9 protein-coding genes are annotated in these 12,008 nt (G+C 70.7%); 4 read left to right on the top strand and 5 right to left on the bottom strand.

Translation table 11 applies throughout. The annotated features are described in order from the left end of the window. The first annotated feature begins 72 nt into the window (after positions 1-72). Positions 73-1,509, top strand: a complete 1,437-nt coding sequence (locus AB0M95_RS16690) for a class II fumarate hydratase (RefSeq protein WP_363764796.1) — start codon at positions 73-75, stop codon at positions 1,507-1,509. Here AB0M95_RS16690 and AB0M95_RS16685 read toward each other — a convergent pair. Continuing rightward, complete coding sequence (locus AB0M95_RS16685; protein WP_363764793.1) at positions 1,482-3,479, bottom strand: glycosyltransferase family 2 protein; 1,998 nt, start codon at positions 3,477-3,479, stop codon at positions 1,482-1,484. The two genes, AB0M95_RS16690 and AB0M95_RS16685, sit on opposite strands and share 28 nt — an antisense overlap. A 126-nt stretch (positions 3,480-3,605) precedes the next feature. Beyond that, complete coding sequence (locus AB0M95_RS16680) at positions 3,606-4,325, bottom strand: lytic transglycosylase domain-containing protein (protein WP_363764790.1); 720 nt, start codon at positions 4,323-4,325, stop codon at positions 3,606-3,608. 304 nt (positions 4,326-4,629) lie between these two features. Here AB0M95_RS16680 and AB0M95_RS16675 point away from each other — a divergent pair, with 304 nt between their 5' ends. Genes AB0M95_RS16675 through AB0M95_RS16665 form a run of 3 tightly spaced genes read left to right on the top strand, consistent with a single transcriptional unit; the run spans position 4,630 to position 7,285 of the window. Further along, positions 4,630-5,304: a response regulator transcription factor gene (locus AB0M95_RS16675; RefSeq protein WP_363764787.1), complete on the top strand. Its 675-nt coding sequence runs from the start codon at positions 4,630-4,632 to the stop codon at positions 5,302-5,304. After that, positions 5,301-6,734: an ATP-binding protein gene (locus AB0M95_RS16670; RefSeq protein WP_363764785.1), complete on the top strand. Its 1,434-nt coding sequence runs from the start codon at positions 5,301-5,303 to the stop codon at positions 6,732-6,734. The genes AB0M95_RS16675 and AB0M95_RS16670 overlap by 4 nt, the downstream gene beginning before the upstream one ends. Next, entirely contained in the window at positions 6,731-7,285 is a 555-nt protein-coding gene (locus AB0M95_RS16665) for a hypothetical protein (protein ID WP_363764782.1), read from the top strand. Before AB0M95_RS16670 ends, AB0M95_RS16665 begins: the two co-directional genes overlap by 4 nt. A 15-nt stretch (positions 7,286-7,300) precedes the next feature. On the opposite strand, the gene AB0M95_RS16660 is transcribed toward AB0M95_RS16665, so the two are convergent. The 3 genes from AB0M95_RS16660 to AB0M95_RS16650 form a co-directional block, all read right to left on the bottom strand. Next, positions 7,301-8,572 carry a PhoH family protein gene (locus tag AB0M95_RS16660; RefSeq protein ID WP_358519816.1) on the bottom strand — a complete coding sequence of 424 codons (1,272 nt, stop codon included), beginning with the start codon at positions 8,570-8,572 and terminating at the stop codon, positions 7,301-7,303. Between the two features lie 300 nt (positions 8,573-8,872). Beyond that, the gene (locus tag AB0M95_RS16655; RefSeq protein ID WP_358519236.1) at positions 8,873-9,634 is read right to left on the bottom strand and encodes an isoprenyl transferase; all 762 of its coding nucleotides are present in this window, start codon (positions 9,632-9,634) and stop codon (positions 8,873-8,875) included. A gap of 343 nt (positions 9,635-9,977) precedes the next feature. Continuing rightward, positions 9,978-11,789, bottom strand: a complete 1,812-nt coding sequence (locus AB0M95_RS16650) for a phosphoenolpyruvate carboxykinase (GTP) (RefSeq protein ID WP_363764778.1) — start codon at positions 11,787-11,789, stop codon at positions 9,978-9,980. Between the last annotated feature and the right edge of the window lie 219 nt (positions 11,790-12,008).

Here is a 12,008-nt window from a genome sequence, read left to right as displayed (position 1 = left end):
AGAAGCTCCTAGAGCAGGCCCAGGCCACCCCGGGTCGGCGCACCTTGCGGCTCTTGGGGCAAGACTGGGGTCATGGAGGATTTCCGGATCGAACATGACTCAATGGGCGACGTGCGCGTCCCGGCGGCGGCCAAGTGGCGGGCGCAGACGCAGCGGGCCGTGGAGAACTTCCCGATATCGGGGCGCGGTCTCGAACCCGCCCACATCGCGGCGCTCGGGCTGATCAAGGCGGTCGCGGCGGAGGTCAACGGCGAGCTGGGCGTGCTGGACGCCGGCATGGCGGAGGCCATCTCGGAGGCCGCCACCGACGTCGCCGAGGGCGAGTGGAACGACGAGTTCCCCGTCGACGTCTTCCAGACCGGCTCGGGCACCTCGTCCAACATGAACGCCAACGAGGTGGTCGCCACGCTCGCCGAGGAGCGCCTCGACCGGCCGGTCCACCCGAACGACCACGTCAACGCCTCACAGTCCTCCAACGACGTGTTCCCGACGTCGATCCACGTGGCCGCGATGGTGGAGGTGGTCTACGAGCTGATCCCGGCGCTCGAACACCTGGCCGTGGCGCTGCGCCAGAAGTCGGACGTGTTCGGCAAGACGGTCAAGGCCGGGCGTACGCACCTCATGGACGCGACACCGGTGACGCTCGGCCAGGAGTTCGGCGGCTACGCGACCCAGGTCGATAACGGCATCGCCCGCCTGCGCGCGACGCTGCCCCGGCTGGCCGAGCTGCCCCTGGGCGGGACGGCGGTCGGGACGGGCATCAACACCCCGCCCGGCTTCGCGCGGCAGGTCATCGAGAAGCTCCGGGAGGCCACCGGGCTGCCGTTCACCGAGGCCAGGGACCACTTCGAGGCCCAGGGCGCCCGGGACGCGCTGGTCGAGCTGTCCGGGCAGCTCCGCGTGGTCGCGGTCTCGCTCAACAAGATCGCCAACGACCTGCGGTGGATGGGCTCGGGCCCGCGCGCCGGTCTCGGCGAGCTGAACCTGCCCGACCTCCAGCCCGGCTCGTCGATCATGCCGGGCAAGGTGAACCCGGTGATCCCCGAGGCCGTGTGCATGGTGGCGGCCCAGGTGATCGGCAATGACGCGGCCGTCACGTTCGCGGGCGCGTCCGGCTCCTTCGAGCTGAACGTGATGATGCCGGTCATCGCCCGCAACGTGCTGGAGTCCACGCGGCTGCTCGCGGCGGTGTCCCGGCTGCTGGCCGACAAGTGCGTCCACCGGCTCACGGCCAACACCGAGCGCCTGCGGGAGTACGCCGAGTCCTCGCCGTCCATCGTGACCCCGCTCAACCGCTACGTGGGGTACGAGGAGGCCGCCGCCATCGCCAAGCAGGCCTTCAAGGAGCGCAAGACCATCAAGCAGGTGGTCATCGAACGCGGCCACCTCGAGAACGGCAAGCTCACCGAAGCCCGGCTCGACGACCTGCTCGACGTCCTCTCCATGACCGCCCCTCCCGAGCCGCCGAAGCCCGAGGACGCTCAGTCCGGTGGAGGGGACGGCAGGTAGCGTTGCTGGAGGGCCTGGGCGAAGCGGAGGGGGTACTTGCCGCCGGGCAGGTGGGACAGCAGTTTGCCGAGCGCGGAGCGGCGGACCGCCAGCGCGGCGGGTTCGCCGGTCGCCTGGATCCTGGCCCGGCCGCGGGCCATCTCCAGGGTGAAGCGCAGGGACGACTCCTTGCCGTCGACGCGCAGGTGGGGTGTCCACAGGCCGTTGCCGAGGTGCCCCTCGCTGGGAAGGCGGCGGACGGGGACCTTGGCGACGAGCTGGCCGGGGAAGCGTCCGGGTACGCCCGGTTCGACCAGGGCGGGCACGGTGATGACCCGTCCCCGGCCGGCGTGCTGCCGCAGGACCAGCTCCGCGGGCGGCCCGCCGCTCGGCGGGACGTACGGGACGGGCAGGACGACGAATATGTTGCCCTCGCGGTGGGTGACCGAGGCGCCGGGCGAGACCAGGACGATGGACTCGGCGAACGAGCGGGGTTCGACGCACACGCTGAGCTCCCGCTGCTCCGACCAGCAGGGGATGACGAGCCTGCGCGGCCGTCCGGCGAGGACGCCGACGCAGCTCAGCTGGGCGCCGCGGCGACCGGCGACGCGGGTGCGCGCCTGCTGGGCGCCGCCGTACATGCGCACGTGCACCTCCCACTCGCCCGAGCGCAGCGGGCGGCCGAGCGCGGCGGCGCCGACGTCGAGCCGGGCCCGTCCGACGGCCCAGACGCGCACCCGGTCGCCCTCCCGCGCGCGGCACACCTCGCCGTGGACGGGGATGAAGAAGATCAGCCCGTAGTCCTGGTGGCGGATGTAGACCTCCATGCGGGCGCGGGCGACGGCCTCGGTGACGTCGGCCAGCGGCGCCGGGAGGTCGAGCCCGGCGAGGGGGGGTGTCCAGTACAGGCGGTCGCCGTCTGCCCGGAAGGTGATGGGCGCGCCGTCGGGGCCGAGGAGCTCGACCGCGAGGTCCATGATCAGGGCGTCCTCGTCCCAGCGCACCTCGCGCAGCTCGGCACGGACGGAAATGCCCCTGGACGCGTCGCTGAGGGCCACCAGACGCCCGAGTTCACCGGATCTGACCAGAACCGCCCGGGCACGAAGATGGACCGGGAGATGGCGGTCCAGCTCTTCGGGGAACCGTTCGGCGGTCAGCGCGCGCAGTTCGGCGAAGAGCGCCGCGCGCTGGTCGGAGCGGGCCGACAGCAGGTGCCGTCCCCCGAGAAGGCGCAGCACGCCCGCGCGGAACACGTGCGCGTACAGCCGCTCGCGCTGGTCGCCGGGGTCGCTGTGCGCGTCGACGATGGCGAGGATCGCCCGCAGGCCCGCGGCGTACGCCACCGGGTCGGGCCGGCGCTCGTTCGGCGGGCCGAGGTGGCAGCAGATCTGGTCGGCGAGGATCGCGATGACCTTCGCCGTGAGGTACGCCTCGACGACGAACGCCTGCTCCGACAGTTCGGGCTCGATGTCCGGAAAGCGGATCTCGCGCGCTTCGAGGAAGGCGCGGCGGAACAGCTTGTGCGCGGTGGGCAGCGCGAGCAGACGGTCGCGCAGCACGTCGGCGCGCTCGCGGTTGCGGCTGAAGGCCCGCTGCGGCGGGTTGTCGCCGCGGACGAGCCTGCCGATGAGGATGTCGGCGTCGGCCTCGACGGCCGCGCGGTACATCATCTCCAGCGCGACGCGTTCGAGCCGGTCGCGCTGGCCGAGCAGGTAGACGTACTCGCCGCGCGCCACGGCGAGGCCCACGTTGCGGCCGCGCGCCGGCGTCCCGGCGTGCTCCAGGTGCAGGACGCGCACGTTGGGCCGGACGGCGGCGACCGCGTCCAGGCGCTCGCGCGTGCCGTCCCCGGACCGGTCGTCGGCGAAGATGACCTCGTACTCGTCCGACGGCATGGTCTGCTCCAGGAGCGAGCGCACGCACGCGTCGAACGCGTCGTCGTCCGGCCCCGGCTCCGATACCGGTACGACCACGCTGACCTTGACACCCATGTGGGCAAGCGTGCGCCGGACACCCCCGGCGGATGGTCAGGCTTGCCGAAACCTCGAACAACTCTGACCAAGAGTTTCGCGCCCGTCTGGACACCACGCGCGGGCCGGTGGATCACGGGAAAGGCGTCAGTACCAGCCGGTGGACTGCGAGTGCGCCCAGGCGCCGCAGGGCGACTTGTAGCGGGCCGCGATGTACCCCAGCCCCCAGGCGATCTGCGTGGCCGGGTTGACCTGCCAGTCGCCGCCGGCGCTCGCCATCTTGCTGCCGGGAAGGGCCTGCGGGATGCCGTACGCGCCGCTGCTGCGGTTCATGGCGCGCTCGTTCCAGTGGCTCTCTCTGTCCCAGAGCTTCTCGAGGCAGCCCCATTCGCCCGTCCAGCCCTTGGCGGCGGCCATCTTCTGGCCGATGGCCTTGTTGCTGCCGGGGTCGGGCTTGGAGCCGGGCGGGAACGCCTGCGGGGTGAAGCCGCCGCCTCCCGGAGCCTCCTTGACGATCTTCACCGAGTCCCACTCGGGGCCGTCCTGCTCGCGGGCGTCCTTCATGGCCCGCGCCCGCTGGGCCTGCGCGGCGGCGGCCTTGAGCGCGTCGGTCTTGGCGTCGGGCGCGAACGGGTCGTTGGCCATGCGGGTGAGGTCGTCGAGTGAGAGCGGGTTCGCGGCGGCGGCCTCGTTCTCCTTCATGGTCTTGACCGTGAAGACGCCGAGGGCCGCGACGACCGCGAGGGTCAGCCCGATGCCGGCGACGCGCTTGGGGGTGATCCAGGACCCGCGCGCCGATTTCGGGCGGGCGCGGCCGCGGGGAGGACGGACGTCTGCGTCGTCCGGTCCGCCTCGTTTGTCGCGCAATTGCTGACCTGAGCTCACGGCCTATGAGCTTGCCTTGACTTGGGGGGTACTTCGCAACCGGAACGTGGAAGTTATTTGACCGTTACATGACCTGACTGGCCAGTAACGTGCGCTTTTCGCAAATAATGTGACTTACCTCACACCGCCCCCGTGATCCGCCCTCCGGATCCCCGCACCGGAGGGCGGCGGGACGCCGACACATTCCAGGGCCCAGCGTGCATGACGGGTGTCGGGGTCGCGTCGGCACCGCGTCACAGTTCCATGACAGAGAAGGGGATATCGGACTTTCAGCAATAATGTGCGGATGGCCGGCATCCTCCTGGTTGAAGATGACCCCTCCGTCCGTACGGGCCTAGAGCTTGCCCTCACGCGGCAGGGCCACTCCGTCACGGCCTACGCGACCGGGGAAGAGGCCCTGGACCATGTGCGCGCCCGCCGCCCCGAGATCGTCATCCTGGACGTGATGCTGCCCGGCATCGACGGCGTCGAGGTGTGCCGCCGCATCCGCAGGCTCGACTCGCTCCCCATCATCCTGCTCACCGCCCGCGGCGACGACCTCGACGTGGTGGTCGGCCTGGAGGCGGGCGCGGACGACTACGTCGTCAAGCCGGTGGAGCCCCGGGTGCTGGACGCCCGCATCCGCGCCGTCCTGCGCCGTCTGGAGTCCGCCTCCTCCGACCGCATCAGCTTCGGCGACCTGGTGATCGACCGCGGCGCGCTGAAGGTCACCCTCTCCGGCCGCGAGGTGCACCTCACCCCCACCGAGCTGCGGCTGCTGCTCGAACTCGTCCGCCACCCCGGCCAGGTGCTCAACCGCCGGCACCTCCTGCGCGCCGTCTGGGACCACAACCACGTGGCCGACTCGCGGCTGGTCGACGCCTGCGTCCAGCGCATCCGCGCCAAGATCGAACCCGTCCCCGCCGAGCCTGTGTACATCCACACCGTCCGCGGATTCGGGTATCGCTTCAGCCCGCCGTGAACGTCGGCCGCCGCCCCACGGGACTGCGCGCGCGGCTGGTCATCACCTTCATCCTCGTGGCGGTGACCGCCTCGGCGCTGGTCGCGGGCATCGGGTACCAGCTCGTCCGCCGCGCGCTCCTGGAACGTGCCGAGAACGGCGCCATCTCGGACGTCCGGGACATCCTGCAGCGCATATCGATCCCCATCGGCACCAGCGACCTGCTGTGGCCCGCCTCGGCGGTGTCGGAGAACGACCTCGCCAACCTGGCCGAGTCGCTGGACGGTCCCGACCGGCAGGTGATCCTCAAGTACGGCGACCGCGAGCGGCTCAGCAACGGAACCACGCTCGGCCTGGACGACGTGCCGGTCGAGCTGCGCCTGAAGGCCGCCTCCCGCCTGGTCCACCAGCGGCTGCTGATCCGGAACGAGCCCTGGCTGCTGATCGGCACGCAGGTCCACCGGCTGACCAAGACGGGCGCGGTGCGGCCGACCGGGATGACGGTGTTCGTCTTCGTCTCGCTCAAGGAGGAGGACGGCGTCCTCGCGCGGCTGCGCACCGCGCTCGCCCAGTCGTCCGGGATCACCCTGGCCATCGCGCTGACCGTCGCGCTGGTGTCGGCGCGCAGCGTCCTGCTGCCCGTGCGCAGGCTGGGCGACGCCGCGCGGGCCCTCGGCGCTGGGCGCCTGGACACGCGCCTGCCCGTCCACGGCCGCGACGAGCTGGCCGGGCTGACCGCGACGTTCAACGACACGGCCTCCGCGCTGGAGCAGACGGTGTCGGAGCTGCGCGCGCTGGAGGCGATGTCACGGCGGTTCGTGGCCGACGTCTCCCACGAGCTGCGCACGCCGCTCACCGCGATGACCGCCGTGACCGACATGCTGACCGAGGAGGCGCAGCGCCTTCCCCCGGACGCCGGCAAGGCCGTGGACATCGTCGTGCGCGAGATCAACCGGCTGCGCGTCCTGGTCGAGCACCTCATCGAGGCGAGCAGGCTGGACTCGGGCACGGCCGTGCTGGTCAGGGAGAACGTGGACGTGGGCGTGGCGCTGGCGGACTGCCTGGAGATCCGCGGCTGGACGGGCCGGGTGCGGCTGGAGGTCGCGCGCGGGCTGTCGTTCTCCCTGGACCCGCGCCGCTTCGACGTGATCGTGGCCAACCTGGTGGGCAACGCCCTCATCCACGGCGCGCCGCCGGTGAGCGTCACCGCGCGGCGCCTGCGCAGCGGGCTGGAGGTCAGGGTGCGCGACCGGGGCCAGGGCATCCCGCGCGAGGCGCTGCCCCACGTCTTCGAGCGGTTCTACAAGGTGGGCGCGGGACGGGCGCGCAGCGAGGGCAGCGGGCTCGGCCTGTCGATCGCCAAGGCCAACGCCGAGCTGCACGGCGGCACGATCCGGGTGGAGCTGTGCGACCCCGGGACCCGCTTCACCGTCTGGATCCCCCACCCATGAGCGCCCGGAGAGCCCTGACGTGCGCCGTCGCGGCGCTGGCCCTGGCCGGGGCGGCGGCCTGCGGGGTGGACCCGACGGGGGTCGACGACGACGGGCTCGCGCCGGTGATCAGCGCCCGGGGCGCGGCGGCGACGATCTACCTGCTGCGGGACGGAAGGCTCGCGCCGAAGAACGTGACCACCGCGTCACCGGCCGTCGAGGATCTGGTCACGGCCCTGTTCGAGGTGGGCAGGCAGCCGGGGGACGGCCTCGGGACGGCGCTGCGGGGCTTCCGGCTGGAGCAGAGCGTCGTCGGCCGGTACGGGGTGGACAGCGGCGTGCGCAACGACCCGGAGAACCCCGTGGGCCTGCGCCTGCACGTGATCGTCAACGGGCCGGGACGGCTCGGCAGGACGGCGATGGCCCAGATCACCTGCACAGCGCGGCTGCGCGAGGAGATCTGGGCCGTGAAGATCACTCAGACGACGCCCAAGGGGCCGCTGGCGCTCGGCGAGCACACCTGCAAGGAGTACCACGATCTCGCGGCCCCCAGCGTGAACCTCCCGCCGTGACGCGGACGCCCCGGCTCAGGGGGTGATGTCCTCCAGCATCTCGGTCACCAGGGCCGCGATCGGCGAGCGCTCGGAGCGGGTCAGCGTGACGTGGGCGAACAGGGGGTGACCCTTGAGCTTCTCGACCACGGCCACCACGCCGTCGTGCCGTCCCACGCGCAGGTTGTCACGCTGGGCGATGTCGTGGGTGAGCACGACGCGCGAGTTGGCGCCGATGCGCGACAGCACGGTGAGCAGGACGCCGCGCTCCAGCGACTGGGCCTCGTCCACGATGACGAACGCGTCGTGCAGCGAGCGACCGCGGATGTGCGTGAGCGGCAGGACCTCCAGCATGCCCCGGTCGAGGACCTCCTCGATCACCTCGGGCGTGGTGACGGCGCCGAGCGTGTCGTACACGGCCTGCGCCCAGGGGCCCATCTTCTCGTTCTCGGTGCCCGGCAGGTAGCCGAGTTCCTGGCCGCCGACCGCGTAGAGGGGGCGGAAGACGATGACCTTGCGGTGCTGGCGGCGCTCCAGGACGGCCTCCAGGCCGGCGCACAGGGCCAGGGCCGACTTGCCGGTGCCCGCGCGCCCGCCGAGGGAGACGATGCCGACCTCGGGGTCCATGAGCAGGTCGAGGGCGATGCGTTGCTCGGCCGAGCGTCCGTGCAGGCCGAACACCTCGCGGTCGCCGCGCACCAGCCGGACGGACTTGTCGGGCAGGACGCGCCCGAGGGCGGAGCCGCGGGCGGACAGCAGGCGCAGGCCTGTGTGGGTGGGCAGCTCGCGGGCCTCTTCGTGCTCCAGATTGCCGTTCTCGAACAGCCCCTCGATGTCATCGGTCGTCACCTGGAGCTCGTGCATGCCGGTCCAGCCGGACTCCACCACCAGGTCGGCGCGGTATTCCTCGGCGGAGAGGCCGATCGAGGCGGCCTTGACCCGCATGGGGAGGTCCTTGGAGACGAGCACGACGTCGCTGCCCTCGGCGGCGAGGGACCGTGCCACGGTCAGGATGCGGGTGTCGTTGTCGCCGAGCCGGAATCCGGCCGGGAGGATCGCGGGATCGCTGTGGTTGAGCTCAACCCTGATGGTGCCGCCCTCGCCGATCGGCATGGGCTCGTCCAGCCTGCCGTGCCGCACCCGCAGATCGTCGAGGAAGCGGAGGGCCTTGCGGGCGAAGTACCCCAGCTCCGGGTGATGGCGCTTGGCCTCCAGCTCGGTGATGACGACGATCGGTAGGACGACTTCGTGTTCGGCGAAGCGGCTCATCGCCGCCGGGTCGGACAGGAGGACAGAGGTGTCCACAATGTAGGTGCGCCTGGACGACGCACCGGATTCGGTGGACGGGTTGCTCGAGGACACTGCCACGCGTTCTCCCCCGGGCGCCAGGATTGAGCGCCCTGCCAGATGAGGTGGTGAACGGACCGGGCCCGGTCGTGCGCACCCGCGAGGCGACGCCGGATACCGGCCCTCCTCGTCGTGTGGCGACGCAAGGCGGACCCTCTCCCGAAGTAGGCCGTATCGAACTGCCTACTGTCTACGGTACGTCGTGAAGTTCTCCGGCCCAACAGCGTGAACGGCTGAGATAGATGTATTTCACCGCGTGTTTCAATTGCCGTACCGTCGGTGCCGCGCGGCATACGAGCGAAGCGCCCGCAAGAAGTCGACCCTGCGGAAGTCAGGCCAGTAGGCCTCGCAGAAGTAGAACTCGGAGTGGGCGCTCTGCCAGAGCATGAAGCCGGAGAGCCGCTGCTCTCCCGAGGTCCGGATGAGGAGATCCGGGTCGGGGAGGCCGCGCGTGTAGAGATGCTCCGCGATGTGCTCGACGTCGAGGACCTCGGCAAGCTCCTCGATGCTCGCGCCCTTGCTGGCGTGCTCCTGGAGGAGGGAGCGCACCGCATCAGCGATCTCACGTCTTCCTCCATACCCAACTGCAACGTTCACAATCAGGCCAGGACGTCGTGATGTCACTTCTTTCGCTTCTTTGAGAATTCTCGCCGTACTGTCGGGCAAGAGGTCCAAAGCGCCCACGGGGTTGATATGCCAGCCGCCGGCGACCCATTCCTGGACGGTGTCCTCGATGATCTCGACGAGCTGGTCGAGCTCCTCCTTGGGGCGGGAGAGGTTGTCGCTGGACAGCAGCCACACCGTGACGATCTCGACGCCCGCCTCGCGGCACCACTCCAGCAGCTCGGAGATCTTGTCCGCGCCCTTCTGGTGGCCGTGGCTGACGTCGCGCAGGCCCATCGCCCGGGCCCAGCGGCGGTTGCCGTCGACGATGACGCCCACGTGGCGGGGTATCTGGTCGGAGGACAGCTTCGACTCGAGACGGCGCTCGTACAGCCGGTACACGAGGTCGCGCACGCCCATGGAAGCCTCCCCTTCGCCGCCCGTCCGCATCCGGACGTTGACAACACGCAATTATCACGTGCCCGGGCGCTCGCCCGTCCCCAGCTTCGGCCACCGGACCGCGCGGGGAAGGCGTCTTCACGATGTCTTCACATCGCCGCCACAAAGGTCGCACCGGGAGAGGGAGGCCGGGGTCCGGTCCGTGCGGCGCACGCGTGCCACCTCCGCGCGCGGACGGCGCGCGGAGCCGCGAACGGGGCGCGGGCGACCCGAGTGGCACGGTCAAGGATGACCTACGCGATGAGGCATAAGAATTACACTAGCCACCTCATCTCGGACATAACACCCCAAACCTCCCCCGAAATCAGTCCAGCCGGGCGACCAGGGAGCGGTACTCCTCCCACAGCTCCCGGGGCAGGTGGGTTCCGAACGTCTCGAAGAAGTCCGGGATCAGCTCCGCCTCGCGCCGCCACACCTCGCGGTCCACCGACAGAAGCGTCCCGAGCTGCTCCTCGCCGAGGCCGAGTCCCTCGACGTCGAGCGCGCCCTCGGCCGGGAGCAGCCCGATCGGCGTCTCGACGGCGTCCGCCTCGCCGTTCAGGCGCTCGACGACCCACTTCAGCACGCGGATGTTCTCGCCGAAGCCCGGCCACAAGAACCGGCCCGAGGCGTCCTTGCGGAACCAGTTCACGTAGTAGAGGCGCGGCAGCTTCTCCGGCGAGGTCATCGTGCCGACCTTGATCCAGTGGCCGAAGTAGTCGCCCATGTTGTAGCCGCAGAACGGCAGCATCGCGAACGGGTCGCGGCGCAGCTCGCCCACCGTGCCCTCGGCGGCGGCGGTCTTCTCCGAGGCGATGTTCGCCCCGAGGAACACCCCGTGCCGCCAGTCGAACGACTCGGTCACCAGCGGGACGGCCGTCGCGCGCCGCCCGCCGAACAGGATCGCCGAGATCGGCACGCCCTCGGGGTCGCGCCACTCGGGGGCGATCGTCGGCGCCTGGGACGCCGGGGTGGTGAAGCGGGCGTTCGGATGCGCGGCGGGCTCGGGCGAGTCCGGGGTCCAGTCGCGCCCGCGCCAGTCGGTGAGGTGCGCCGGCGGCTCGTCGGTGAGGCCCTCCCACCACACGTCGCCGTCGTCGGTCAGCGCGACGTTGGTGAAGATACTGTTGCCCCACAGCGTCGCGATGGCGTTGGCGTTGGTCGTCTGCCCGGTGCCCGGCGCCACCCCGAAGAAGCCCGCCTCGGGGTTGATGGCGTACAGGCGGCCGTCCTCGCCGAAGCGCATCCAGGCGATGTCGTCGCCGATCGTCTCGACCTTCCAGCCCGGGATCGTCGGGCGCAGCATGGCGAGGTTGGTCTTGCCGCAGGCGGACGGGAAGGCCGCGGCGACGTACCGCGCCGGCCCGGACGGCGGGGTGAGCTTGAGGATGAGCATGTGCTCGGCCATCCAGCCCTCGTCCCGCGCCATCACGCTCGCGATGCGCAGCGCGTAGCACTTCTTGCCGAGCAGCGCGTTGCCGCCGTACCCCGAGCCGTACGACCAGATCTCCCGGGTCTCGGGGAAGTGGCTGATGTACTTGGTCGGGCTGCACGGCCACGGCACGTCCCGCTGCCCGGGCGCGAGCGGTGCCCCGACGGAGTGGACGGCGCGGACGAACTCCCCGCGTTCCTCGATCAGCCGCAGGGCCTCCTCGCCCATGCGGGTCATGATCCGCATGGAGACGGCTACGTACGGCGAGTCGGTGATCTCGACGCCGAGCTGCGAGATCTCCCCGCCGAGCGGGCCCATGCAGAACGGCACGACGTACATCGTGCGCCCGCGCATGCAGCCGCTGAACAGGTCGTCGAAGGTCGCGCGCATCTCCTTGGGCGAGATCCAGTTGTTCGTCGGCCCGGCATCCTCGGGGTCCTCCGAGCAGATGAACGTGCGGTCCTCGACGCGCGCCACGTCGGAGGGGTCGGAGGCGGCGTAGAAGCTGTTCGGGCGCTTGGTGAGGCGGGTGAAGGTGCCCTGCTCGACGAGCAGGTTGGTCAGCCGCGTCCATTCGGCCTCCGAGCCGTCGCACCACTCGACGCGGTCCGGACGGGTCAGTTCGGCGATCTCCCGCACCCACGCGACCAGCTCCGCGCAGGAGGTCGGCGCGGTCGTCTCGATGGAATCAATGGAAACTGCCACTGGGCCGGCTCCTTACTCTTAGGCCAAACATCTTCAACGACGAATCGCCCCGAATCCAATTGGCGTAGACCAGTCGGTGAAACGGAGGTTCAAGCACCCTCAAAAAAGGGAGATCGGTCCCGCGTATTTCACTTTCGTTTCCGCCGCACGAAATTCCAGGGCACCCGCCGTGCCACCGCCCGCCACGCCGATCTTGGTGTCGTAGCAGGCAGAGGGCCG

The organism is Sphaerisporangium sp. NPDC051017 (assembly GCF_040683095.1).
GTDB lineage: Bacteria > Actinomycetota > Actinomycetes > Streptosporangiales > Streptosporangiaceae > Sphaerisporangium.
The sequence above is the reverse complement of the archived record's forward strand: the minus strand, read 5'-3'. Positions and strand labels throughout refer to the sequence as shown.